The sequence below is a fragment of the Flavobacterium sp. I-STPP5a genome, from assembly GCF_009764685.1.
GTDB lineage: Bacteria > Bacteroidota > Bacteroidia > Flavobacteriales > Flavobacteriaceae > Flavobacterium.
Map to the genome: position 1 here is coordinate 164,010 of NZ_VHLM01000077.1, position 25,515 is coordinate 189,524.

Here is a 25,515-nt window from a genome sequence, read left to right on the forward strand (position 1 = left end):
GATAAATTTTATAAATTATAACTACCTATTTTATGTTTTTGTACTGTTTGTGTAATTTCGTCAATAATGGTTTCGTCATCAATTGTAGATGGAATTTGAAAGGTTTCACCATCAACAATACTTCGCATTAGTTTTCTCAAGATTTTTCCAGATCTTGTTTTTGGTAAACGTTGCACTACAACTACATTTCGCAGCGAAGCAACGGCCCCAATTTGCTGCCGAACCAGTTTTATAATTTCTTGTTCTAATTGGTATTGTTGCATTTCGGTTCCTAGTTTAGTCACGACCAATGCTAGCGGAACTTGTCCTTTTAGCTCATCGTGAATGCCTATAACTGAACATTCTGCAACGCAGGGATGAGCAGCCACAACTTCCTCCATTTCTGCGGTTGATAAACGGTGTCCAGCTACATTAATAACATCATCGGTTCTTCCGGTAATAAAAATATAACCGTCTTCATCTTTATAACCACCGTCACCAGAAAGGTAATAGCCATCAAATTTGCTAAAGTAACTGGCTTTAAATCGGGCTTCATTTGCCCAAATTCCTAGCAGGTTTCCGGGTGGCAATGGTAATTTTATGACCACAAGCCCTTCTTCATTTGGACCTAGTTCTTGGCCGTTTTCATTGAAAATCCGAATGTCATAGCCACAAACTGCTTTTGTAGCCGAACCAGATTTGACAGGCATTTTTTCAATTCCAAGGGAGTTGGCAATCATGGGCCAACCAGATTCGGTTTGCCACCAATGGTCAATGACAGGAATTGGAATGTGTTCTTGATACCATTCTAACGTTGCATTGTCACAGCGTTCTCCTGCTAAAAATTGATTTTTTAAACAACTTAAATCGTATTGTTTGATGAATTCTCCGTTAGGATCTTCTTTTTTAATGGCTCTAATGGCAGTTGGTGCTGTAAACATAGTACCTACTTTATGTTCCGAAATAATTCTCCAAAACGTGCTGGCGTCAGGAGTTTTTATTGGTTTGCCCTCAAATATAATGGTTGTATTTCGGTTTAATAATGGGCCATACAAAATGTAGCTGTGTCCTACTGCCCAACCCATATCCGATGCTGCCCAAAAAACTTCATCTTGATTTACGTTGTAAATATGTTTCATCGAGAATTTCAATGCAACGGCATAACCTCCAGTGTCTCTTACAATTCCTTTTGGTTTTCCTGTAGTTCCAGATGTGTATAAAATATAAAGCGGATGATTAGAAGGTAAGGCAACACAGGATGTCTCTTCTGATCCGTACACTAAAGCGTCATAATCTACATCATATTTTTTAAACGGGATTCTAGCTCCTAATTTTCTATTGAAAACGATAACTTTTTTTGGTCGGTGACTCGCTAATGCAATGGCTTCATCGACTAATGGTTTGTAGGCAATTAATCGATCTACTTCTATTCCTGACGAAGCCGTAATAATGGCACGCGGTTTACAATCATCAATGCGGATAGCCAATTCATGTGGTGCAAAACCACCAAAAACAACCGAATGAATTACTCCAATACGTGCGCAAGCTAACATTGCAAATGCTGTTTGCGGAATCATAGGCATGTAAATAATGGCCGTATCCCCTTTTTTTAAACCTAATGCAAGCATGCCACCTGCTAGTTTTGCTACTTCGGTTTTTACCTCAGAGAAGGTGTATTTTTTTACGGTTTGTGTTACTGGAGAATCATATATTAGGGCAACTTGGTCGCCATATCCATCTTGAATGTGTTTGTCAAGGGCTAAGTAACAAATGTTCAATTCTCCGTCTTTGTACCATTGTGGATATCCATTTTCATCTTTCGATAAAATGGTCGCTGGTTTGTTGAACCATTCAATTTCATCGGCCTGTGCTGTCCAAAATGCTTCTGGTTGGTCGATGCTTCGGGTATAAATTTCTTCGTACTTCATGGTGTTGAATTTGTTCTTTATTGAATTAAATCCTGTACTTGTTCTACTAACTTTTTGATCGAAAATGGTTTCACTACATACAAGTTAGCACCTAAGGAGAGCCCTTTTTCAATGTCTTTTTCTTTATTTTTTGCCGAAAGGAAAATTACCTTGCAATGTTGCAAACGTTCCTCTTTTTTTATTTGTTCCAATGTTGCAAAACCATCCACCATGGGCATCATAACATCCAGTATAATAACGTCTGGGAGTTTAGTTTGCAAAATGTCCAATGCTTCTTGTCCGTCACGGGCTATAAAAACCTCAAAATTGTTTTTTTTGAAAGTATATTCTAATGACATTACAATATTTGGCTCGTCATCTACAATTAAAATTTTTTTCATTTTTTAATTATTTTCTGTTGTATTATAATTGGGTAATGTAAAGATGAAAGTGGCACCTTCAACCTCATTCTTTTCACTCCAAATAGTTCCTTTATGATGTTCTATAATCTGTTTGCAAATGGCTAATCCTAATCCGCTTCCTATTGGTTTTTTTATGTTTTGATTCCGAGATTGATAGAATTTGTCAAAAATAGCTTCGGCATCTTCTTCTTTAATACGTTTACCGTTATTGTGAATTTTGACTGCTACATTTGTTTCATTCTCAAGGATAGAAATAGTTATTCTTCCATTCGTTTCTGAACAAAATTTTATGGCATTAGACAATAAATTATGGATTACTTGTACTATGCGTTCTTCGTCATAAAAAGCCTTAATAACGTGATCAGCTTTGTCAAAGTCAATTGTGATTTTTTTGTTTTTAATTAATTGATTTAATGAAGTTGTCGTAGTTAAAATCGTTTTTGTAATGTTGTTTTTTGACAAGTAGATTTTCTGTTTTCCCGTTTCAAATTTTTCTAAATCCAAAATTTTATCAATCAAACGATTCAATCGATCCGACTCTGAAATGATATTTTGCAAAAATTGTTTTCGCATTTCTTCGGGAACAGCGTCATCATCATACAAAATTTCGCTTGCTGCACGAATTGCTGTTATTGGTGTTCTCAACTCATGGGTTACGGTGTCTAGAAATTCATCTTTTTGGATGTCTTTATTGACTAGTTCCTGATTGGCATTCTTGAGTTGTTCCGATATTTTTTTTAATTCGTTCGAAGTATCCGTCAATTTCTTGTTGATGATAATGTTTTCTTTGGATTCCTCCAAAATTCGCAATACTTCGGGCAAGCTGATTTTGTCTTCTTTGACTACACTTGCAATTAATATTTTGGCGGAAGCCGTACCAATGTGACCTGTCAATAAATTCTCGGCAAACTTTATAAATCGGGCATCGGCAGTTGTTATATTTTTATCGATGTTGTATTTTAAATTGAAAATAGTCAAAGCTCGTTTTGTTCGGTCTTCGCCAAGAAAGCGAAGCAATACTTTTTGAATATCAGAGATGTATGCTGTTCCTTTCCATACAAAAGCATTTTCGTGATTGGTGATGTATTGGTCAATATCCACAAACATTTCGGCATAATTGCGTTCTCTGTAATTTCCTTTGAAACTTACCGATACCGCGGCATAACTCATGATGTTAATTAATAAGCTCCAAAAAACAGCATGCGGAATAGGCTCTAAATAATCCAATCCAAAAAGGTGAAAAGGCTTTAATAGTGAAATGCCCCAAGGTCCTTCGGTAACAAAACGACTGACTGAATTTGTCATGCCGCTTGCATAAGGAATTAGTAAGGTATAAAAACAAACTGCAAATCCGAGAATGATTCCTGTGACAGCACCATTTTTTGAGCCTCGGCGCCAAAAGATAGCCCCAAAAAAGGAGGGCGCTAATTGGGCAATGACTACAAAGGCTACTAAGCCTATTGAAACCAGTGAATAGTCTAGAATAAATAATCTGTAGATGGCATAGGCCAAAATAATTAGAGAAAAAATTCCAATTTTACGGCTGTTTACAATGCGTTTGCTATTTTTTTCTTGCGACGAATTTTCTAAGGAGCCTATAAAGCCATACGGAATCAATAAGTTGTTGCTTAACATGGTGGCTAGAGATATAGACGAAACAATAATCATGGATATGGCTGCAGAAAACCCTCCTAGAAACACCATTACCGTCAAGGTATCGTTGTCAAACAATTGCGGTATAAGTAAGGAATATGTATCTGAATTGTGTCCTTTGCCTTCAAAAAGAATATTGCCTCCCCAAGCTATTGGAAAAACAAAAAGGTTGAAAAGTAATAAATACAGCGGGAATAGCCATATTGCAGTGCGTATATGAGTTTCTTTATTGTTCTCTACTATGGCGGTATGGAATTGTCTTGGTAAAAGAAAAATGGCAAACATAGATAAAACGCAAAGGAAAAACCAGTTCATAGCATCCGTAATGCCTCCAATGGTATTTTTTTTGTCAAAATCTTTTATAGTTGCTGCTTGTTTATAAATATCATCAACGCCATCAAATACAAAATAGGTTACATAAATCCCTATGATCAAAAAGAAAATCAACTTTAAGATCGACTCCATTGCAACAGCAGTAACAATACCTCTTCTTTTTTCAGATGCATCAACATATTTAGTTCCATAGTAAGAGGCAAAAAGAGCTAGAGCAAGACATACGTAGGTAGTAGTGTCAGTAAAAATATTTGAGCTTGCTTGTGTTTTTGTTACAATATGAAAGGTATCTGATATCGATTTGAGTTGTAAGGAAATATAGGGTAAAATTCCAAAAATACAAACTATGGTAACCAAGGCGCCAAGAAATCTACTGTTTCCGTACCGTAAAGAAATAAAATCTGCAATGCTGGAAATTTTATTTACTCTCGAAATTCGGATGATTTTCTTGAGGATAATCATCCAAGTAGGGATGATTAATATGGGGCCTAAATAAATAGGTAGGTATCCTAAACCGGATTCTGCAGCTACGCCAATGCTGCCATAATAAGTCCATGCAGTACAATATACGGCTAACGAAAAAGAATATATATAAGGATTATTAGTCCATTTAGAGTGGCTTCTTTTTTCAGACCAATAGGCAATGTAAAAAAGAATAGACAAATAGAGTACTAATATCAATAAAAGACCTATACTATTCATAATACCTTTTGATAATTAAATACGAGATTGCAATTGAAAAAAGCCATGCCGAGAAGATATAAACATAGATAATTGGAAATCCAAAAATGGGTTTTGAACTGTCAAATAAAAGTAAGAGTGGCATGTTCAAGGCCAATAGCATTAGCATTGAAAGAATAACGAGTTTTTGTTCATGTCTCTTTTTCATACAAAATGGGATAGTCTAATTGATGCGTTTTTTAATAAGGAGTAATTGTTCCAGCACGTAAATGCAAATAGCTTTTCATTCAACGTTGCTTTAAATAAGCAATCCCTACAATTAATTGTAGAGATTGCCCAAAATAATGGTTTGCTTAATCGTTTCTTTCGTCATAGTCACCAGCGAGAGCATAGTAACCAAAGGTTCCAAGTCCCGCCACGATTAACGGAGTGAGCACAAAAAGGATAATGATTCCAAATACTAAATCTTCTTGTTTTCCTGATGTAAATTTGGGTAACCCAAATTGGAAAATACAAAAATAGGCTGCAGCTGCTGCACATGCAATCCAAACTAATCCTAAAAGTCTTTTTAATTGATTCATAGCTGTGTCTTTTATACGTGAGCGTTTTTATCTTTATTTTTTATGTAAACCATTCCAATAGTAAAACTGATTGCAGCAATAACAATTGGGTACCATAATCCTTCTAAGTAATATTCAGGATGGCCTAAATCTTTAGCATTAGTTACAAAGTAGGTTGATATTGCAGGTAGTAAGCCACCAAAAATTCCGTTACCTACGTGATAAGGCAATGACATGGAAGTGTATCTAATTTTCACCGGGAACATTTCAACAAGGAAAGCAGCTATAGGACCGTAAACCATTGTAACAAATATCACTTGAATAAAAACTAAAAATATTAGTGTCCATTTGTCACTAGAGTTAATTTTTATAGTGGTTTTAGTTTCAATTTTCGGTTTTCCGTCAACTATTTTTGCAATACCGTTTTCTAAAGATACTGTTTTTACTTCGACTAATGTTGTTCCATCTTCATACTCTTTGTTAGTCGTGTAGATAGAGTCCATGGTTTGTTTCTTGTTTTCTTTTAATTCGGCAAGAATTTTAGTATTGGCAACTACTTCTGTTTTATTTTTCACATTAGTTGTTTCAAACATCTGCTTGTAGATTGGTCTGTACAATAGAATAGCAACCAGCATTCCTCCCATCATAATGTATTTTCTACCCACTTTATCACTCAGCCATCCAAAAAATATGAAGAATGGAGTACCCATAATTAATGCAATCCCAAGTAAAGTATCTACTTGTGAGGAATCAATTGACATAACCGTTTTAAGGAAACTCATCGCGTAAAATTGTCCTGTGTACCAAACTACACCTTGTCCCATTGTTGCGCCAAATAATGCAAGTAATACAAATTTCAAGTTGTAACGGTTTCCAAAACTTTCTTTTAGTGGGTTGGTACTCGTTTTTCCTTCGCTTTTTGCTTTGGCAAAAACAGGAGATTCATCCATATTTTTACGAATCAAATATGAAACTCCTACCATAACAATGGATACCCAAAACGGAACTCTCCATCCCCATTCGTCAAATTGTTCTGGAGAAAGAAAGTTTCTCGTTGCTAGAATTACCATTAAGGAAATAAATAGTCCCACTGTAGCAGTAGTTTGAATCCATGAAGTCCAATATCCTCTTTGTCCTACGGGTGCATGTTCAGCTACATAAGTTGCAGCTCCTCCATACTCACCCCCAAGCGCTAGTCCTTGAAGCAAACGAAGAATCAAAACTAATAATGGCGCCATAAACCCAATGGTTTCATAAGTTGGAATACATCCTATTAAAAATGTAGCTCCTCCCATCAAAAGGAGTGTAACCATAAAAGTGTATTTTCTACCGATTAAATCTCCTAATCTTCCAAAGAAAAGGGCTCCAAACGGGCGAACAACGAATCCAGCTGCAAATGTGGCTAAAGTAGATAGGAAAGCAGCAGTAGGATTGTCAGAAGGGAAAAATTTAGTTGAAATTACAACGGCTAAACTTCCAAAGATGTAAAAGTCATACCATTCAATCATGGTACCCATTGAGGATGCAGAAATGACTTTCCAAATTCCTTTTGTTGATTTAGTGCTCATAAATTATGCTTTTAAAATTAGTTATAAATAAATTTGCAATTGTACTACGAAGTCTCCTAATGATCCAGATCGATTACTTGTTGAGGTATAAACAGGTCTCGTTGAATACTGTGTTGTTATTTTTGCATGATGCCCGTCTAAGAAAAAGTTAGATCCTACATCAAACTGTGTGCTGGACTGTGTTAAAGCATCGAAGTTTTTATACGTAACTGCTCCAAAGGGTTGAATTCTCACTTTTGGTTTCGCCTCTTTGTTAGGCAATAAAAAACCTGCTTGCGTGTACCAGATAGTTCCAGAACCTATTGTAGGCTGCGCATTTCCAGGACCGGCTATGGCTCTGTTCCCTGTGAAATTAGGATCTACTGATCCAATATTCATAATGCCCACATTGCGTAAATAGTTAGGTCCAAAATCATAATCATAAAGTACACTGTAACCCGTTACAGCCGTTTTGTTTTCTTTTTTTCCAATAGGTAAATCTAGAAACACGTCAGCAGACAGAAGTGTAATGTCGTGTTTGTTTACGGTGTTATTAACTAAAGATCTTGTAGCATCAGGAGCATTATAAAAACCCGCACCTACATTGAATACTTTCTTAGTTCCTAAATAACTACCTACTTTAAAGGGTAGTACATTTGCTTCTTGATCTAGAAATTGATATTCAAAATATCCTGCTTTAGACCATTTTGTCATTCCACTGTTGTCAACTGCTACGGCGTTACCTACGGTAGTGGTGTTTGTAGGAGCTATATTAGTTGCGTAAGGTTTATTATAACTCAAGCGATACTCTAGTTTTCCATATTTACCCTTTGCAAATAGACCCATTTGTCTAGCAAATTGATCTGAGTTTTCAATTAAGGGCCAGTTAAATATAGGAGCATCAATAGTAAGGAAGTTAAGGGTTGATGCCATCGTTAATCGGGATAGACCCATGTAGTAATGTAATCCTGCACCAAGTGACATGCTAAATTTTTTGTCTTTTTCAGGTAGAACTACTGCATATTCGTTCCATGCGTCATGAAAAAACAAACCTGGTTTTTTACCTGCACCATAACCACCTGTTCCAGATGTTCCTGCTGCGCCGCCATTGGTAAAAGTTTGGTTGTTAATCCCAAAATGGGTCAAAATCATGTATCGTTTAGATACTTGTGCATAGGCTAGAAAACGCAAACGTCTGTTTCCTATGTCGGTTGCAGTTGATGTTGCTTCACCACCAATCATTGTACCGGGATTCATTTGAGATGAACGCATCCAGATCTGGTTCCATGCAATGACACGCATGAACTTTGAACCGTCTTCGTTCAGGTTAAATTTCAAGCCAGCGCCGTAGTCAGTGGAGCCTTGAGAAAAACCTTGCAGTGATAGTAGGAGTACTGCCGCTGAAAACAATATTTTTTTCATAAATAAAATTTTGGTTAGTAAATGGTCGGTTAATAAAGTGCCAAATTCTATTTTTTTATTGTGAAAAAAAATTCAGATATATATTTGTGTAAAGTCTATAGTTAATCTTTGAAACGTTCCCATTTTATAAGCATGAATTTGTCACCAAGTTCAGTGATGATCATTCCTGCTCCAGATAGTAGTTCTTTATTCTTTAAGTATTCTATTAGTTCTAAGTGACTTAAAATTTTATAGGTAGGGTGATAATTAGCGTGTGATGGTTTTTTTATGTTAAATGACTTTACCCAATTGCTAATGGTGACATGCGAAACGCCAATAATGCGCTCAATTTCTCGAAAACTCAATCCTTCCAAATAAAGCTGTAGTGCCTTAGTAACATAGTAGTCATCAATCTTTTTACCCAATTTATTTACAGTAAAAAAATAGTTGCATTTTTTACACAAGTACCTTTGTTTATTGTTGATTACTCCACTTTTTGTGATGTGGTTTCCTTGGCATTTCGGGCAGGCTAAAAGCTCCATGTATATAAATTTTGCATAAATATACTAAATTAGCAACATTCTAAATCAGAATTGTTTATAAAAAAACAGAATAAATATACAAACTGTTTATTTTTACCTGTCATTTGTTGTGGTATTATCAGTAAAATAAGGTTTTGACTGTAAGTGATTTTAAAGAAAAAGAAGATTTAGTGCAACAGGAGTAAAATTGCTACAAATAGATTTATGGTGTCTTGAAAAATAGTTTGTAGGTAATGCGTAGTGTTAAAATAAAATTGAAAACTAGTTTTTAATTTTATTTTTGCGAGGCATATAAAAACAAAAAACCCGAATATCTCTATTCGGGTTCTGTGGTACCTCCAGGGATCGAACCAGGGACACATGGATTTTCAGTCCATTGCTCTACCATCTGAGCTAAGGTACCGTGCTATTGCGGGTGCAAATATAGAATCATTTTTTGTTTCTCCAAAATAAATTTAAAAAAAAATGAATTTGTATCTTCGTCATTTTAAATATTTAAATATGGTTCTAGTAATAGACGTTGGGAATACCAGGATTAAAGCGGCTGTTTTTGAAGGAGATAGGTGTGAGGGAGTTTTTGTTTTTGCTAAAGAGGAAGTTCAAAAAAATATTGAAAATATTTTAGAAAAATATCCTTTTGTTATTCATGTTGCAGTTTCATCAGTTGGTTTTGTAGATGAAATTGCTTTTTTAGACCATCATTCAAAGTTAAAAGTACACTATGTTAGACGTGAGGATGAGTATCCCTTTTGTAATAAATACGCAACACCAGCAACATTAGGAATTGATAGAATGGTTTTGGCTGCGGGTGCTGTATTGCAGTTTCCTGGGCAAAATAGGTTGGTAATAGATGCTGGGACTTGTGTAACTTATGATTTTATAGATGATCAAGATGATTATTTGGGTGGTGCTATTTCTCCTGGCTTAAGATTGAGATACGAATCTTTGCACAATTTCACAGCAAAACTTCCTTTGCTTACTTTGGAAATGCCAAAAGACAGTATTGGCGATTCTACTAACAGTTCTATTCATTCAGGTGTAGTAAATGGATTGGTTCATGAAATCGATGGATTCATAGCAGATTACAAATTGAGGTATTCAAATTTTATAATAATTTTAACGGGCGGTGATGCAGTTTTTTTGGCTAAACGATTAAAAAATACCATATTTGCCAATTCAAATTTCCTATTAGAGAGTTTGAATAGAAAATTTCATTATAACATCAAAAAATGATTAAAAAAATTTTAATAAGTTCTTGCTTGTTTTTTTCAGTAGCAACTTTCGCACAAGAAGGATCGGCATCTCCATATTCTTTCTACGGTATAGGTCAAATAAGGTTCAGAGGAGCTCATGAATACCGTTCTATGGCTGGTGTTGCGGTAGAGCAAGATAGTATACATATCAATTTACAAAATCCTGCAAGTTATGCTAATTTGAAATATACAAGTGTGGTTCTTGGCGGTACGTATGGAACTACAACTTTAAAAAATGATTCGCAATCTGCAAATGCAACAAGAACAACTATAGATCACTTAGCTGTTGGTTTGCCAATGGGTAAATTAGGTCTAGGTTTTGGTTTGATACCTTATTCGTCAGTTGGTTTTAAAATACAATCTACATCTGATAATGATGCGGATACTAACAGACGTTTTGATGGAAAAGGTGGTTTGAACAAAGCTTTTTTAGGGCTTGGCTACAAAATCACTCCTAAGTTTAACATTGGTGCCGATGTGAGTTATAATTTTGGTAAAATTGAGACCAATAGCTTTGAGTATATTAACGGTGTTGCTACTGGAACTCGTGAATTAAACACTGCTGATTTATCAGGTGTTAATTTTAGTTTGGGAATGATGTTTGAAACCAAATTGTATAAAAAGATTAATGCATACAGTAGTTTAACGTATACTTTACAAAGTAACTTGAGGTCAAATAACTCTCGTAACATTGCAACTGCGCTTTATAGTTCAAATTTTAACATTGCGGTTATTGATGTTCTTGCAGATATTAATTCGTCTAAAGATCTAAGTATGCCTAGTAAAATTGCGCTTGGTGGTGGTATTGGAGAATCTAGAAAATGGCTCTTGGGAGGTACAATAGAGTATGGAAAAGCTTCAGGTCAAGCCAATGAATATAATAATAGTGCTAATGTAGGTTATGGTAAATATGGTAGTGTTTCTCTAGGAGGTTACTTTATTCCTCAATACAATTCCTTTACCAGTTATGCCAAAAGAATTGTGTACAGAGGTGGTTTGAGATATGAAAAAACGGGTCTTGTTATTAATTCAGAATCTATCAATGACATGGGTCTTACGCTTGGTGTAGGTTTGCCGCTTAATGGAACTTTCTCAAATGTAAACCTTGGTTTTGAATTAGGTAAAAGAGGTACGACAAAAGCTAATTTGATTCAAGAAAACTATGCTAATGTTAGTATTGGGTTTTCATTAAATGAAAAATGGTTTGAAAGAAGAAAGTTCTACTAGGATTCTTTTTTGCTCTTAATAGCGGTATATGACAATTACGAAACGTTTTTTTTTAAAATTTGCAGCCATTAGCTGTTGTGCATTTGCACTGGTAAGTTGTGAAAGTAATTTTAAAAATATACAAAAAATTAATTTCTCGGAGTTTGTACCTAGTAGCGATGCTGATTTGGTTGATTTGAAATATACGGATTCTGGACGTATAACGGCGGTCTTAGTCAGCCCAAAAATGCTAGATTATGCTACCGTTGATTTTCCATTTACTGAATTTCCAAAAGGTATTGATGTAACATTATATGATAAGAAAGGAAAAAAAACGTTTATTCAATCAAAATATGCAGTTTCTTACAAAGCTACTAATATGATTGACTTACAAGGAAACGTAAAAATCTTCACCGAAGACGGACAAAAGTTAGAAACAGAGCAATTGTATTTTGACCAAAAAAACGAATGGTTTTTTACCGAAAGAAAGTTTAAATTATCAGGTGCCAAAGGAGTTTCAAACGGTCAAGGAATAGATTTTAGTAAAGACTTTAAGATCATTAATTCACAAAAAATAACGGGAGAGGTTCAAACAGAAGAATAAAATATATTATCATGAAATATTTAAAATACACACAATATGTCTACTTACTTTTTGCAGCCTATCTTATTTTTGATGGGGTTAAAAAACTCAATAATCCAGCTCTTGGTGAAGCTTGGTTGAATTTTATAATAGCAGCTTTTGCAGTGTTTATGTTTTTCTTCAGAAGGAGGTTTGCTAAAAAATTTGAAGAACGAAATAAAAATATGAAACCATAAAAATACTTGATTTGTTTATTTGTCAAGATAGCTTTCTTTGATGAAATTTTGGTTTTAACTTCAATAAAACAGAATGGTTTTAGGTTTAGTAACATAAGTTTTAAGTAATTTTTCAGATTTAATTTAATGTTTATTTTAAAGGTTAAATGGTCATGAAAAAAGCCCTTAAAAGTGTTTAAAACCCTCAAAAATCATTGGTTTAAGCTAAATTAAAAATACTAAATAATGCTTGAAGGCTTTATTTTATTGGGAAAACAAATTTTCTTGCAAAATAAAAGGCTACTAGTATAATTATTAATTAGATAATTGTATTTTCGCAAACTGAATATAAAAATTAACAACAATAAAATGGCAGTTTTACAAAAAATTAGACAACGTTCACTTCTCTTGATACTCGTTATTGGGTTTTGTTTATTAGCATTTATCATAGGTGATATATTCAACAGTGGTGGTTTTAGCAGTACTTCAAAAGATGTAGGTAGTGTTGATGGAAAAGACATTTCATTTGAAGATTTTAGAGTTAAAGTTAGTAATGTTGAAAAAAGTGGTCAAGGCATTACTTCTACACAAGCTGCAAATAGAGTATGGGACCAAGAGGTTTCTGTTGCTTTATTAACATCTGAGTTCGAGAAACTAGGATTACGTGTAGGTGAGAAACATTTGTTAGAGATTTTTAAAGCGGATCAAAACATAGGTGGTAATCCATTGTTTTTAAATGCTGCTGGCGTTTTTGATGTTGCAAAATTTAAACAATATTTTAAAGCAAATCCAGAGCAAGCTCAGTTTTTGAAAGACAGAGAAAAAGATGCTGATTTGAATGCCAAGTTTCAATTGTACAACACGCTTATCAAAGCTTCAGTTTTTACAACGGATGGTGAAGGTAAGATGAAGTATGAAATGGAATCTAACAAAGTAAATTTTGCTTATGTTGCTGGTTTGTATTCAACAATTAAAGATAGTGAAGTTAAAGTTTCTGATTCAGAAATTGTAGATTTCATGAGTAAAAACAAGAAAAAATACAAAGCTGACGAATCTCGTGAAGTAGAGTATGTATTAGTTGAAGACAAAGCATCACCAGCTGATGAATCTGAAATTAAAACTAGAATAAACGGATTGTTATCTGGTAGTGTGGTGTACAACCAAAAAACAGGTAAGAATGATACTTTGCCAGGATTTAGAACTACAGCAAATGCAGTAGATTTTGTAAATTCAAATTCAGATATTCCTTATGACTCTACATACATTGCTAAAAAAGATTTACCAGCTGTAGATGCTGATAAATTGTTTAACCTTGCTCCTGGTGCTGTTTACGGACCTTATATGTTTGGTAAATACATTTGTTTGTCAAAATCATTAGGTAAGAGAGCTGCTGTTAATGTTAAGGCTAGTCATATTTTAATAGGATATGAAGGTTCTCAAGTTCCAAATCAAAAAGAAAAAAGAACTAAAGAGGAAGCAAAAGCTAAAGCAGAAAGTATTTTAGCTCAAGTTTCGGCTAATCCAGATAGTTTTATGATGTTGGCTTTTACAGCTTCTGATGATTCTTCTGCACAACAAGGTGGTGATTTAGGTTACTTTGGTCCAAACCAAATGGTAAAACCGTTTAATGATTTTGTATTTAATAATGGTATTGGTAAAGTAGGTTTAGTAGAAACTGAATTTGGTTTCCACGTAATTAAAGTTACTGATAAACAAGACGGAATTCGTTTAGCAACTGTTGCTCAAAAAGTAGAGGCTTCTGAGGCTACTGCTGATAAAATATTTACGCAAGCTACAAAACTAGAAATGGATGCTGCTGATAAAGATCTTAATGCAGTTGCAAAAACATTAGGATTAAAAGTTGCTCCTGCAGTTTCTGTAAAAGGATTAGATGAGAATTTTGGTTCTCTTGGAAATCAAAGAACAATTGTTCGTTGGGCTTTTGAAAAAGGAGTAAAAGTTGGTGATGTAAAACGTTTTGAGGTTGCTAATGTTGGTCACGTTATTGCTAAATTGAAAAGCATTGACGATTCTGGACTAATTGCAGTTTCTGTTGCAAGACCTTACGTTGAGTCTATTTTGAAAAACAAAAAGAAAGCAGAATTAATCAAAGCTAAAATGAATGGTTCTTCTCTTGAAGCTATTGCAAAAGCAGTGGGAGGAACAGTACAGCAAGCTAAAGGATTAACTATGGAAAATACCATGTTGCCGAGCGTAGGTCCAGAACCAAAAGTAGTAGGTAATGCATTTGCATTAGCAACTAACAAACTTTCTGCACCAATTGAAGGTAATACAGGAGTTTATGTGGTAAAAAATGTAGGAGTTGTAAAAGCGCCAGCCTTAAAAAGCCATGCTGCTTATGTTACAAAACTTAAAACTCAAAGTGCATCAGATGCTAATAGAGTTATTCCTGCTCTTAAAGAAAACGCAAAAATTGAAGATAACAGAATGGATTTTAATTACTAATCCAAGCTGATCAAATATAAAAAAACCCGATGCTGACAAAGTATCGGGTTTTTTTTATGAATATAAATGATGAGCTACAAGATCATCTCCTCATAAGGAATTACAGTCTCATATCCTTTTGACTTGAAATAAGCGGTTGGGTTATGTTCTGATACTGCCATTACAAAATCTCCTCCCCAAGCGCCAAGGCTTTTTACAACACCATCAAAATCTGGAAATGAAGTATCTTTCACTATTGTAGTTTCTAAAATGGAACTCAAATGGGTTTCGTGTTGTGCCAGAGCATCCATAAATGGTAAAAGAGTTGAAGCATTGTAAACTGCAGTTGTAAGTTGGTTGTTTTTTACTATTGTTTCGGCTAAGTTGTTTTTTTTATTTTTTTGATAGGCTGCAATAGCTGTTTTACTATTTTGCTTTTTATTGAGATACACAAAATAAATATTTTTTGTAAATTCAGGATTGAATTCAATTTGTTTAACGGTTGGATTGCCGTCATTTATCTGAAAAAGAATAGGCGTATCATTTTGTGCGCAAGCAATATCGTATCCGCTACCTCCAAAGCTATTTTTTAACAACGTGAAGGCATCAATTTGTAACCATTGGGCAATGTTGTTAATTAAAGTAGATGACGTTCCTAAGCCCCAATTTTTAGGAAAACTGAGTTCAGTAGTAACAGTGTATCCATTAGCATTGAGAATGAATTCAGGATTCAATTTATAAGCTTCGTGTAAAATAGTGGTGAGTGTACTTTTTACAGTTTCCGTTTGATCTTTAGTCCCATTAGTAATATCAGAAAATGAAAGCGTGTCTTGAAACCATATTTGACCATCAAAGTCATAACTTATCCAAACTATTTCATTGTTTTTACTTGTTTCTACACAAAGATTTTGTCCTTGTTTTGTTGGCAATGCAAAGGCTTGTGCGCTATCAAGAACAAGATATTCTCCTGTTATTAAAAGTTTACCATTACTATAAAATGTTTTTTTCATCAGTATTGTTTTAATCCAAATCAAGGTTTTTAATTTTGATTGGAAAATCAAAAATCAATCTTATTTTCTTAGGCTTTCAATAAAGGAAACTACGGCGCTATGAGAAACAGCATTCTTCTTGAAATGATTTTGAATCAAAAGACGTTCTTCATTGCTGGCCTCAAATTGATTGATTATATTATTTAAGTGCATTTTCATGTGACCTTCTTGAATGCCGGTGGTAGTCAACGAACGCAAGGCTGCAAAATTTTGTGCTAACCCTGCAACTGCAACATATTGCATGAGTTCTTGTGCAGAAGGTTTTTCTAGCATTTCGAGAGAAAGTTTTACAAGAGGATGCAGCGATGTTAACCCTCCAACGGTTCCTAATGCTAACGGAATCTCCAACCAAAAAGTAAAAATTCCATCTTCTATTTTGGCATGGGAAAGACTAGAATAGGTTCCGTTACGGGAAGCATAGGCGTGAATTCCGGCTTCAACCGCACGGAAATCATTACCTGTAGCCAGTACAACCGCGTCCACTCCGTTCATGATTCCTTTATTATGAGTAACAGCACGGTATGGTTCTATTTCGGCAATTTGAACAGCTTGCACAAATTTCTCTGCAAATACCTGTGGGTTTGGTATTTGTTTTTCATCTAATTCAGCAACAAGACATGAAACTTCAGCTCTTACAATGCAATTTGGCACATAATTTGAAAGAATACTCATTACTACTTCAATTTCTTTCTCTGACGTTGAGAATAAATCATAGTGTTGTGCTTCTTCTTTTAAGGTTTTGGAAAATTGTTCCAAACACGAATTTATAAAATTAGCACCCATGCTATCTTTAGTATCAAAAGTAGCATGTAACTGGTAATAGTTTGGTAATAAATCAGTTTTATCTTTTAGAATTATATCGGTAATTCCACCGCCGCGTTTTTGCATATTAGCGGTGATAGACTCTGTTTCGGAGAAAAATTTATTTTTGTTTTGAGCAAAAAACAGGCTTAGTTTAGATACATCACCTTTGAATATAAAATGAACTTGGCCAATTTTTTCAGTATTGATGACCGAAGTTTTAAAACCTCCTCGTGTAGCCCAGAATTTGGCAGCTTTGGATGCTGCTGCTACGACAGAGCTTTCCTCAATAGCCATTGGGATGGTGCGGTACTTGCCGTTTATCAAAAAATTGGGTGCAATTCCAAGGGGTATATAAAAATTCGTAATCGTGTTTTCTATGAACTCATCATGAAGTTGTTGAATTTTTTCATCGTTGTTCCAATAATTTTTAATTACCGCAATTGCTTCAGATGGATTGGAGAAATATTCTGTTGCAATCCATTTGATTTTTTCTTCTTTTGATAATTTTGAAAATCCACTTATGGTCTTGTTCATTCTCAATTGATTAGGGTGTACTATACTGCAAAGATACGTTATTAGCGGTTTTATTTGCAATCTAAATCATTTCAATAAGAGTGAGTTTTGGCAAGCTGTTTTTACATTTAACATAAAAAATAACTGATTATTGTAATTTTTTCACTAAAATTGACGGTTTTTTATCTCTAATCTAATAGTATGTATTCAAAAAATTATATCGCTTTATTTTTATTTGTTTGTTTTTCGGTTATTGGACAACAAAAAATAACCATTGATGAAATGTACAACGGTACCTTTCGAACCAAAGGAATGGATGAATTGCAATCCTTAAAAAACACGAATCAATACACTGTTTTAAACGTAGATATGCAATCTAGGAGTATGCAAATTGATTTATATGATTTTGCAACTTTAAAGAAAACGGTAACTTTAATTGATACTAAATCACATCAAGAGTTGGCTAGTGGAATAGACAGTTATTCCTTTGATGCTTCAGAAAAAATGATATTACTGGCTTGTAATTCCAATCAAATTTTTCGTCATTCATTTACAGCCGATTATTATTTGTACGATATAACTACAAAAAAGTTGAAAAAACTTTTTGATTTTCAAGTTCAAGAGCCAACCTTTTCACCTGATGGAAAAAAAATTGCTTATGCTAGAGAGAATAATCTGTATGTTTATGATCTAGCTACTGCTAAATCTACTGCTATAACAACAGACGGACAAAAAAATAGTATCATAAACGGAATTACAGACTGGGTTTACGAAGAAGAATTTGCTTTTGTGAAAGCTTTTGACTGGAGTACTGATAGTAAAAAAGTAGCTTACATCCGTTTTGATGAAAGTAAAGTACCTGAATTCTCTATGTCTATGTTTGCTAAAGATTTATATCCTACAATGCAAACTTTTAAATATCCAAAAGCAGGTGAAAAAAATGCAGTAGTATCTTTACATATTTATGATGTGGATGCAAATGCAGTAAAAAATATAAAGCTGGACAATTATAATGACTTTTATATTGCCAGATTAAAATGGACAAATGACAGTAATCTTGTTTCGGCTCAGGTTTTAAACCGTCATCAAGACAATTTAGATTTAATTTTTGTTGAAGCCACATCTGGAACTACAAAAGTAGTTTTGAATGAAAAGGACAAAGCCTATGTTGATGTTACTGATAATTTGACTTTTCTCAAAGACAATAGTTTTATTTGGACGAGTGAAAAAAATGGTTTCAACCATATTTACTTGTATGACAAAAATGGAGGTTTAAAAAATCAAGTTACCAATGGAAATTGGGAAGTAACTAATTATTATGGATATGATGAAAAGACTAATTCAGTTTTTTATCAATCTGTAGAAAATGGTTCCATTAATAGAGATGTATATAAAGTTTTGCTTAATGGCAAAGGAAAAGTACGACTGTCTCAAAACACAGGTACTAATGCAGCTACTTTTAGCCCAAATTTTCAATACTACATCAATACATATTCAAGCGCTTCGCAGCCTACTACCTATACTTTGAATGAAGCCAAGGCTGGAAAACAAATTCAAGTAATAGAAAATAATGAGGCTCTTGCGACCAAATTAAAGAAATACGATCTACCTGCCAAAGAGTTTTTTGTGTTGAAAACAGAAAAAGGCATAGAATTGAATGCATGGATTATAAAACCAAAAGATTTTGATCCAAATAAGAAATATCCAGTTTTCATGTACCAATATTCGGGTCCTGGATCTCAACAAGTAAATAATGAATGGAACAGTACTGATGATTACTGGTTTATGATGTTGTCACAACAAGGCTATATTGTAGCTTGCGTTGACGGACGAGGGACCGGTTTTAAAGGCGCCGATTTTAAAAAAGTGACTCAATTGCAGCTAGGGAAGTATGAGGTAGAGGATCAAATTGATGCTGCCAAAGTAATAGGAAATTATTCATTTGTAGATAAATCTAGAATTGGTATATTTGGCTGGTCTTATGGTGGTTTTATGGCCTCTAATTGTATTTTAAAAGGCAATGATGTTTTCAAGATGGCAATTGCGGTAGCTCCAGTAACTAACTGGCGTTTTTACGATAGTGTATATACAGAGCGCTACATGACTACGCCACAAGAAAACGCTAGTGGATATGATGATAATTCTCCTATAAACCACGTGAATAAATTAAAAGGAAAGTACCTATTGATTCATGGATCAGGAGATGATAACGTACACGTTCAAAATGCTATGCAAATGATGGAGGCTTTGATACAAGCCAATAAGCAATTTGATTCTCAGATATATCCGGATAATAACCACGGGATTTATGGTGGTAAAACTAGAGTTCAATTGTATACAAAAATGACAAATTTCATTAAAGAGAATTTATAAAAGCGATAATTAAAAACAAACCAAATTAATAAAAATGAGTGAAATAGCAGTAAAAACAGGACATCCAAAAGGACTTTGGGTGTTATTTGGAACCGAAATGTGGGAGCGATTCAATTTCTATGGAATGCGAGCTATCTTGACCTTGTTCTTGGTGAACTCACTGATGATGAAAGAAGAAGATGCCTCTTTAATTTATGGAGGATTCTTGGGACTTTGTTATTTAACTCCTATGTTAGGTGGTTTTATTGCCGATAGGTTTTTTGGAAACAGAAATTGTATTTTGCTAGGTGGATTGATGATGGCAATTGGACAATTCTTTTTGTTCATAAGTGCTAGTGTATTTGGTGCTAACATCAGTTTAGCAAGTACTCTAATGTGGTCAGCATTAGGAATTATAATTTTTGGAAATGGTTTCTTCAAGCCAAATATTTCTTCTATGGTTGGGAGTTTATATCCAAAGCAAGAAAAAAGCAAACTAGATACAGCATTTACAATTTTCTACATGGGTATCAACTTAGGAGCTTTTTTAGGTCAGTTGATTTGCCCAATTGTAGGTGATGTTAAAACAGAAGGAGTAAGAGATATTCACGCCTTTAAATGGGGATTTTTAGCAGCTTCTATTGCTATGTTAATTGGAACTGCAGTTTTCTATTTTCTTAAAAACAAATATGTAGTTACGCCAGAGGGAAAACCTTTAGGTGGTTTGCCTTCTAAAAATGATGCTTCTGACTATGAAGAGGGAGAATCTCAAAAAGCTGTTTTTTCGCAGAAAGCATTAATTGGTGCAGTAGTAGCATTTTTTGGATTGGGATTAATTTTCCATTTTGTATTTGGACAAAACTTTATATACTCTTTAATTTACGCTAGTGGTTTATCACTTGCGGGATTAATAATTTCAGATTCATCACTTACAAAAGTAGAGAGAGATAGAATTTTTGTAATTTATATTGTTGCTTTCTTTGTTATATTTTTCTGGGCAGCTTTTGAACAAGCTGGTTCGTCCTTAACATTTATTGCCGATAATCAAACAGATAGAAACTTTTTCGGGTATAATATGCCACCATCGATGGTTCAAATTTTTAACGGATTATTTGTTGTAGCATTTGCAGTACCATTCAGTATGTTGTGGGATTATTTAAGAAGCAAAGACAGAGAGCCAATTTCACCTGTAAAACAAGCAGTTGGTTTAGCGTTAATTGCATTGAGTTATTTTATTATTGCTTACAATGTGAAAGATTTAGGAAACAATGGTTTGCTTGCTATCAAATGGTTGATTCTTTTGTATTTGATTCAAACTTGTGCGGAATTATGTTTATCACCAATAGGACTGTCATTAGTTGGTAAATTATCTCCGAAGCGTTTTTCTTCTTTATTATATGGAGTATTCTTTTTATCAAATGCTTCAGGTTATGCCTTGGCTGGAACATTAGGTTCTATTTTACCTGCTACTGGTGATAAATTCAATAAAGCAAAAGAACTTGGAATCGATTTACAAGCGGTTTTAGATAAAAAAATCACTTTAACTGTAGAACAATTGGCAATTTTAGAGAAAAATCAAATCAGTCCAAACAATCCAGTTTTTGCCGGATTTGAGATTCATAATTTATTTGAATTTTTCATGGTATTTGTTATTCTTTGCGGATTGGCAGCTGTTATTTTAATGGCATTAACTCCAAAATTGAAAAAAATGATGCACGGTGTGCGTTAACTAAATTTTAAAAATATTTTTATATCTTTCAAACCTACAAGAAATCCTTGTAGGTTTGTTTTTTTAAACCAATTTATTATGTGGAAAAGTCACCCTAAAGCATTGCCTTACTTATTTTTATCTGAAATGTGGGAACGTTTTGGTTATTATTTAATGATCGGAATTTTTACCTTATATCTTAAAGATGTTGAGGCTGGATTTGCCATGACTGAGAAAGAAGCTTCTGATTTGTATGGAACTTTTATTGCCTTGGTGTTTTTAACCCCGTTCATTGGAGGATTAATTGCAGATAGGTATTTAGGATATAAAAAGTCAATCGTCATGGGTGGTATAATGATGGGCGCCGGTTATTTTATGATGGGAATTCATAGTTTGCCGATGTTATATTTTGCCATGACTTTGGTAATTGTAGGAAACGGATTTTTTAAACCTAATATTTCAACGTTATTAGGTAATTTTTACAACGAAGATCAATATAAAGAAAAGAAAGACGAAGGATACAATATTTTCTATATGGGGATAAATGTTGGTGCTTTTATTTGTAATTTTTTTGGTGCGGCTTTGCAAATTTTATTAGGATGGCAGTATGCTTTTATGGCTGCTGGTTTAGGAATGTTTATAGGTGTAATAGTTTTTCTTCTGGGAACTAAGCACTATGGTGATAAAACCGAAAAGAAAGGAATTCAAGAAGGGGATATGCCTTTTTCAAAAATTGTCTTGTATATTTTAGTTCCATCGGTAGTTTTTGGGGTAATAGGTTGGTTAATTAAAGGGGTGCAATCTGAGATGAATTTAGACAGTTCTATTTTTGGATCTGATAGCACTGATGCATTTATTTTTGCTTGTCTGCCCGTAATTTACTTTTATGGAAGTTTGTATTTTAAAGCAAAACCTGAAGAGAAAAGACCAATTGGTGCATTGCTTTCCATATTTGCAGTAGTGATTTTATTTTGGGCTGTTTTTAAATTAAATGGGTCGGCATTAACAACTTGGGCAGACAGATATACTGATAGAGAAATTACAGGCACTACACAAGTTGTTTTTAGTAATTTAAAATTAGCTAAAGACATTGAATATAAAAAGGACTCAACAGAATTGTACGATGCTAGTTTTAGATTGCAAAAAGAAAACGGTGCCGTTAAAAAGGTTGTAGATTATCCAGTATATTATAGAAATGTAGCAAAAAGTAAAACACCTCAAGAAGGTTCGGCAGTTTCTATTTGGGCTACAAATTTGAGTCAATCCATCAATCCAGGTTGGGTTATTATTTTGACGCCACTTGTTGTTGCTTTTTTTACGTTTTTAAGAAGCAGAAAGAAAGAACCTTCAACTCCAACAAAAATTGCTTTTGGATTGTTGATATCGGCATTGTCTGTTTTGGTAATGATTGCTGCGGTTCACATTGGTAGTAACGGAATGGAAAAAGTATCCGTTTGGTGGCTTGTTGCAAATTACGGAATCATAACCATTGGAGAATTATTTCTTAGTCCGATGGGATTGTCAATTGTCTCTAAATTGTCTCCTAAAAACATCACTGCTTTAATGATGGGTGGATGGTTTTTATCTACATCCATTGGAAATAAATTATCTGGAGTTTTGGCAAGTATGTGGGATCAATATGATGATAAGGCCAATTTCTTTTGGGTGAATTTTGGCTTACTGATGTTTGCTACACTTTTAATGTTTGCTCTGGTTAAAAATTTAAACAAAGTAATGAAAGACCACGGAATTAATTAAGGTATGGAAATCAATCGGTCATTAGAAGAAATTCAAAATTTCAAAGGAAAGTATCCAAAACAATTGTGGTATTTGTTTTTTAGTGAAATGTGGGAACGGTTTTGTTTCTACGGTATGCGTGGTATGCTCGTGGTTTTCATGGTGAATCATTTAGCTATGAATGAAACGGTAGCTAACCTGCAATATGGTGCTACGCAGGCTTGGGTATATGCCTTTACATTTATTGGAGGATTATTTGCTGACAAAATTTTAGGTTTAAGAAAGTCACTTTTTTGGGGTGGAATTTTAATGATTATAGGTAGTGTCATCCTAGCTGTTGATCCTAAGAATTTTTTCTTTATTGGTTTGGGTTTCACAATTGTTGGAACAGGTTTTTTTAAGCCTAATATTTCATCAATGGTAGGGCAATTATATAAAAATGACGATCCACGCAGAGATGCTGGTTTTTCATTCTTTTATATGGGTGTAAATCTTGGAGCATTGATTGGAGGTTATCTTTGTATTGCTGTGGCGGAAGGATCTATGTGGCAATCGTTAGTACCGGAAAATTTAAGATGGAATGTTGGCTTCGGGTTTGCGGCGATTGTTATGATTGTAAGTCTGCTAACCTTTACTCAAACTCAAAAAAGCTTAGGACCAATAGGACTTTCTCCCTTAATGGACATTGAAAAATCGAAGAAAAAAAATCTTGAAATTGCAACATATTTAGGTTCGCTTTGCGTTATTCCGTTAATAATAATCATGGTTGCAAATACCCAGTATACCGATTATTTTATGATTTTTATTGGTCCTGCATCTATATTGTATTTGTTCTATGAAATGAAGAATTTTTCTTTAGTAGAAAATAAAAAGCTTTTAGCTGCTTTAGTGTTTATCATTTTCTCAATCTTCTTTTGGGCTTTTTTTGAGCAAAGTGGAGGTTCGTTAAGCTTATTTGCTGCAAATAATTTAAACAATGATATTTTGGGAGTTGAATTAAGTCCAAATGGAGTAAACAATGCAGCCAATTCGTTTTTTGTTATAGGTTTTGCAGCATTAGTGGGATTGGTTTGGTTGTGGATGGCAAAAAGAAAGATTGAACCCAACACAGTTATTAAATTCGGTTTGGCCTTTATATTTCTTGCTGGGGGTTTTTGGATATTCTATTACACTAAATTTTTTGCAGATGTTAATGGAAGAACTTCATTAGGGATTTTTACTATTGGTTGGTTGGTGATTACTTTTGGAGAATTGTGTTTGTCACCAATAGGAATGTCTGCAATGACTAAGTTGTCTCCTCAAAAAACACAAGCCGTAATTATGGGGATGTGGTTTTTAGCCAGTGCATACGGACAATATTTTGCTGGAATACTAGGGGCAAATATTGCAGAAGCATCTGAAAATGCATCCAACTTAGACAAACTTTACGTATATGCTGATGGGTATTACCAATTGGGGATTTATGCTTTAATTGCAGGGTTAGTTTTGATTTTAATTTCACCACTCATTAAAAAATTAATGCAGGAAGTAAAGTAACTACACCTTTTTTGGTACTATTTTTGAATATATTTGTAAAAAATAAAACACTATGAAAAAAATTATAATTACGCTTTTGCTGATAACTTTTTCAGTTGTTGCACAAGCACAAGACTTGGTTTGGGAAACTAATATTAACAAGGCAATGGAAGTTTCGACCAAAACAAAAAAACCGATGTTGTTGTTTTTTACAGGAAGTGACTGGTGCGGCTGGTGTATTAGGTTGCAAAAAGAGGTTCTTAAAACACCTGAATTTGCAAAATGGGCAAATGATAATGTAGTATTGGTTGAGCTTGATTTCCCTAGAAAATCCAATCAAACGGAAGAAACTAAAAAGCAGAATAGTGAATTGCAAATGGCATTTGGGATACAAGGTTTTCCAACGGTACATTTTGCAAATGCTAAAACTGTTGATGGTAAGATTAATTTTGAAGGTTTAGGTAGTACGGGATATGTTGCTGGAGGACCAGCAGCCTGGTTAGCAGAAGCTAATAAAATTTTAAAAAAGTAAATTGATAAGGTTTTTTCTATTTATAAAGATTATTTCAATATATTTCCTTTTTTTGTTATTGAATATTCTGTTTTTTTGTTATTTTTATAAAAAATTTTTAAGACCTGACTTATGATTAAGAAATTACTTTTTGCGTTTATACTTTCGTATAGTTTTAATATGAGCGCCCAAACCTTAAATTGGTCCACTGATGTAAATGCTGCCATCGAAGTAAGTAACAAAGAGAATAAACCCTTGTTGTTATTATTTACAGATAAAAGCGCTTCAAATGACCTTTTATTTTCTCAAGTTTTAAACACACTTGATTTTGCCTTATGGTCACGTGATAACGTGGTAATTGTAAAAATAGATCTTAATGAGGATAGTACGAATGACAATATTGAACGTAATCTAAATTTAAAAAAGGCTTTTGCAATTGATGCAAACCCTTCTATTTGTTTTGCAAGAGGTAGTTCTAGAAAAGGTAAGATAAATTATCAGTTAATAGGTAAAATGGCTTATAAGCCTGGAGGTGTAAAGGCTTGGTTAGCTGATGCTAAAATACTTTTAACAGTAACCGAAGAATAATTAGGTATAAT

20 protein-coding genes and 1 tRNA gene are annotated in these 25,515 nt (G+C 34.0%); 11 read left to right on the top strand and 10 right to left on the bottom strand.

Going from position 1 to position 25,515, the window contains the following annotated elements; translation table 11 throughout:
- Window positions 1-8 precede the first annotated feature (8 nt).
- From FJV36_RS14780 to FJV36_RS14815, 8 genes are all read right to left on the bottom strand, one after another.
- Window positions 9-1,928 (bottom strand): propionyl-CoA synthetase, encoded by a 1,920-nt coding sequence (locus tag FJV36_RS14780; RefSeq protein WP_255470420.1) that lies wholly within the window; start codon window positions 1,926-1,928, stop codon window positions 9-11.
- On the bottom strand, window positions 1,925-2,287 hold the full coding sequence (locus FJV36_RS14785) for a response regulator transcription factor (protein ID WP_158728459.1): 363 nt from the start codon (window positions 2,285-2,287) through the stop codon (window positions 1,925-1,927). Before FJV36_RS14785 ends, FJV36_RS14780 begins: the two co-directional genes overlap by 4 nt.
- Before the next feature lie 3 nt (window positions 2,288-2,290).
- The gene (locus FJV36_RS14790) at window positions 2,291-4,996 is read right to left on the bottom strand and encodes a sensor histidine kinase (protein ID WP_158728460.1); all 2,706 of its coding nucleotides are present in this window, start codon (window positions 4,994-4,996) and stop codon (window positions 2,291-2,293) included.
- A 332-nt stretch (window positions 4,997-5,328) separates the two neighbouring features.
- The gene (locus tag FJV36_RS14795) at window positions 5,329-5,556 is read right to left on the bottom strand and encodes a DUF6814 family protein (RefSeq protein ID WP_158728461.1); all 228 of its coding nucleotides are present in this window, start codon (window positions 5,554-5,556) and stop codon (window positions 5,329-5,331) included.
- Between the two features lie 11 nt (window positions 5,557-5,567).
- Window positions 5,568-7,103, bottom strand: a complete 1,536-nt coding sequence (locus FJV36_RS14800) for an MFS transporter (protein ID WP_158728462.1) — start codon at window positions 7,101-7,103, stop codon at window positions 5,568-5,570.
- Between the two features lie 21 nt (window positions 7,104-7,124).
- The gene (locus FJV36_RS14805) at window positions 7,125-8,504 is read right to left on the bottom strand and encodes a porin (RefSeq protein WP_158728463.1); all 1,380 of its coding nucleotides are present in this window, start codon (window positions 8,502-8,504) and stop codon (window positions 7,125-7,127) included.
- 101 nt (window positions 8,505-8,605) lie between these two features.
- A complete protein-coding gene (locus FJV36_RS14810; protein ID WP_158728464.1) occupies window positions 8,606-9,025 on the bottom strand; it encodes a hypothetical protein in 420 nt (139 codons plus the stop codon).
- 330 nt (window positions 9,026-9,355) lie between these two features.
- A tRNA-Phe gene (locus tag FJV36_RS14815) sits at window positions 9,356-9,428 on the bottom strand.
- A 98-nt stretch (window positions 9,429-9,526) separates the two neighbouring features.
- On the opposite strand from FJV36_RS14815, the gene FJV36_RS14820 reads away from it, so the two are divergent.
- The 5 genes from FJV36_RS14820 to FJV36_RS14840 all read left to right on the top strand — a co-directional run bounded on the left by FJV36_RS14820 (window position 9,527) and on the right by FJV36_RS14840 (window position 14,748).
- A complete protein-coding gene (locus FJV36_RS14820; RefSeq protein ID WP_158981231.1) occupies window positions 9,527-10,258 on the top strand; it encodes a type III pantothenate kinase in 732 nt (243 codons plus the stop codon).
- Complete coding sequence (locus tag FJV36_RS14825; RefSeq protein WP_158981233.1) at window positions 10,255-11,505, top strand: hypothetical protein; 1,251 nt, start codon at window positions 10,255-10,257, stop codon at window positions 11,503-11,505. The genes FJV36_RS14820 and FJV36_RS14825 overlap by 4 nt, the downstream gene beginning before the upstream one ends.
- Window positions 11,506-11,533: 28 nt before the next feature.
- Entirely contained in the window at window positions 11,534-12,088 is a 555-nt protein-coding gene (gene lptC, locus FJV36_RS14830; protein WP_158728467.1) for an LPS export ABC transporter periplasmic protein LptC, read from the top strand.
- Between the two features lie 11 nt (window positions 12,089-12,099).
- A complete protein-coding gene (locus tag FJV36_RS14835) occupies window positions 12,100-12,303 on the top strand; it encodes a hypothetical protein (protein WP_158728468.1) in 204 nt (67 codons plus the stop codon).
- Window positions 12,304-12,651: 348 nt separating this feature from the next.
- Window positions 12,652-14,748, top strand: a complete 2,097-nt coding sequence (locus tag FJV36_RS14840) for a peptidylprolyl isomerase (RefSeq protein WP_158981235.1) — start codon at window positions 12,652-12,654, stop codon at window positions 14,746-14,748.
- A gap of 74 nt (window positions 14,749-14,822) precedes the next feature.
- On the opposite strand, the gene FJV36_RS14845 is transcribed toward FJV36_RS14840, so the two are convergent.
- Both FJV36_RS14845 and FJV36_RS14850 read right to left on the bottom strand, forming a co-directional pair.
- Window positions 14,823-15,737 carry a GYDIA family GHMP kinase gene (locus FJV36_RS14845; protein ID WP_086452717.1) on the bottom strand — a complete coding sequence of 305 codons (915 nt, stop codon included), beginning with the start codon at window positions 15,735-15,737 and terminating at the stop codon, window positions 14,823-14,825.
- A 60-nt stretch (window positions 15,738-15,797) separates the two neighbouring features.
- Window positions 15,798-17,114, bottom strand: a complete 1,317-nt coding sequence (locus FJV36_RS14850) for a hydroxymethylglutaryl-CoA reductase, degradative (protein ID WP_086452718.1) — start codon at window positions 17,112-17,114, stop codon at window positions 15,798-15,800.
- A 180-nt stretch (window positions 17,115-17,294) separates the two neighbouring features.
- Between FJV36_RS14850 and FJV36_RS14855 the strand changes: the two genes are divergently transcribed.
- The 6 genes from FJV36_RS14855 (at window position 17,295) to FJV36_RS14880 (ending at window position 25,504) form a co-directional block, all read left to right on the top strand.
- On the top strand, window positions 17,295-19,466 hold the full coding sequence (locus FJV36_RS14855; RefSeq protein ID WP_158981237.1) for a S9 family peptidase: 2,172 nt from the start codon (window positions 17,295-17,297) through the stop codon (window positions 19,464-19,466).
- A gap of 34 nt (window positions 19,467-19,500) precedes the next feature.
- Window positions 19,501-21,174 (top strand): peptide MFS transporter, encoded by a 1,674-nt coding sequence (locus FJV36_RS14860; protein ID WP_158728473.1) that lies wholly within the window; start codon window positions 19,501-19,503, stop codon window positions 21,172-21,174.
- Between the two features lie 78 nt (window positions 21,175-21,252).
- Window positions 21,253-22,911 (top strand): peptide MFS transporter, encoded by a 1,659-nt coding sequence (locus tag FJV36_RS14865; protein ID WP_158981239.1) that lies wholly within the window; start codon window positions 21,253-21,255, stop codon window positions 22,909-22,911.
- Between the two features lie 3 nt (window positions 22,912-22,914).
- Window positions 22,915-24,426, top strand: a complete 1,512-nt coding sequence (locus FJV36_RS14870) for a peptide MFS transporter (protein WP_199250873.1) — start codon at window positions 22,915-22,917, stop codon at window positions 24,424-24,426.
- Between the two features lie 52 nt (window positions 24,427-24,478).
- Complete coding sequence (locus FJV36_RS14875) at window positions 24,479-24,937, top strand: thioredoxin family protein (RefSeq protein WP_158728475.1); 459 nt, start codon at window positions 24,479-24,481, stop codon at window positions 24,935-24,937.
- Between the two features lie 111 nt (window positions 24,938-25,048).
- On the top strand, window positions 25,049-25,504 hold the full coding sequence (locus tag FJV36_RS14880; protein WP_158728476.1) for a thioredoxin family protein: 456 nt from the start codon (window positions 25,049-25,051) through the stop codon (window positions 25,502-25,504).
- Window positions 25,505-25,515: the final 11 nt, after the last annotated feature.

What these genes read in the sequence shown, in the direction of transcription:
- FJV36_RS14805 (WP_158728463.1), bottom strand. Translation starts at nt 8,504, where the DNA reads ATGAAAAAAATATTGTTTTCAGCGGCAGTACTCCTACTATCACTGCAA.
- FJV36_RS14825 (WP_158981233.1), top strand. Translation starts at nt 10,255, where the DNA reads ATGATTAAAAAAATTTTAATAAGTTCTTGCTTGTTTTTTTCAGTAGCA.
- FJV36_RS14880 (WP_158728476.1), top strand. Translation starts at nt 25,049, where the DNA reads ATGATTAAGAAATTACTTTTTGCGTTTATACTTTCGTATAGTTTTAAT.
- FJV36_RS14875 (WP_158728475.1), top strand. Translation starts at nt 24,479, where the DNA reads ATGAAAAAAATTATAATTACGCTTTTGCTGATAACTTTTTCAGTTGTT.
- FJV36_RS14870 (WP_199250873.1), top strand. Translation starts at nt 22,915, where the DNA reads ATGGAAATCAATCGGTCATTAGAAGAAATTCAAAATTTCAAAGGAAAG.
- FJV36_RS14795 (WP_158728461.1), bottom strand. Translation starts at nt 5,556, where the DNA reads ATGAATCAATTAAAAAGACTTTTAGGATTAGTTTGGATTGCATGTGCA.
- FJV36_RS14790 (WP_158728460.1), bottom strand. Translation starts at nt 4,996, where the DNA reads ATGAATAGTATAGGTCTTTTATTGATATTAGTACTCTATTTGTCTATT.
- FJV36_RS14800 (WP_158728462.1), bottom strand. Translation starts at nt 7,103, where the DNA reads ATGAGCACTAAATCAACAAAAGGAATTTGGAAAGTCATTTCTGCATCC.
- FJV36_RS14785 (WP_158728459.1), bottom strand. Translation starts at nt 2,287, where the DNA reads ATGAAAAAAATTTTAATTGTAGATGACGAGCCAAATATTGTAATGTCA.
- FJV36_RS14840 (WP_158981235.1), top strand. Translation starts at nt 12,652, where the DNA reads ATGGCAGTTTTACAAAAAATTAGACAACGTTCACTTCTCTTGATACTC.
- FJV36_RS14860 (WP_158728473.1), top strand. Translation starts at nt 19,501, where the DNA reads ATGAGTGAAATAGCAGTAAAAACAGGACATCCAAAAGGACTTTGGGTG.
- FJV36_RS14835 (WP_158728468.1), top strand. Translation starts at nt 12,100, where the DNA reads ATGAAATATTTAAAATACACACAATATGTCTACTTACTTTTTGCAGCC.
- FJV36_RS14810 (WP_158728464.1), bottom strand. Translation starts at nt 9,025, where the DNA reads ATGGAGCTTTTAGCCTGCCCGAAATGCCAAGGAAACCACATCACAAAA.
- lptC (WP_158728467.1), top strand. Translation starts at nt 11,534, where the DNA reads ATGACAATTACGAAACGTTTTTTTTTAAAATTTGCAGCCATTAGCTGT.
- FJV36_RS14850 (WP_086452718.1), bottom strand. Translation starts at nt 17,114, where the DNA reads ATGAACAAGACCATAAGTGGATTTTCAAAATTATCAAAAGAAGAAAAA.
- FJV36_RS14865 (WP_158981239.1), top strand. Translation starts at nt 21,253, where the DNA reads ATGTGGAAAAGTCACCCTAAAGCATTGCCTTACTTATTTTTATCTGAA.
- FJV36_RS14820 (WP_158981231.1), top strand. Translation starts at nt 9,527, where the DNA reads ATGGTTCTAGTAATAGACGTTGGGAATACCAGGATTAAAGCGGCTGTT.
- FJV36_RS14845 (WP_086452717.1), bottom strand. Translation starts at nt 15,737, where the DNA reads ATGAAAAAAACATTTTATAGTAATGGTAAACTTTTAATAACAGGAGAA.
- FJV36_RS14855 (WP_158981237.1), top strand. Translation starts at nt 17,295, where the DNA reads ATGTATTCAAAAAATTATATCGCTTTATTTTTATTTGTTTGTTTTTCG.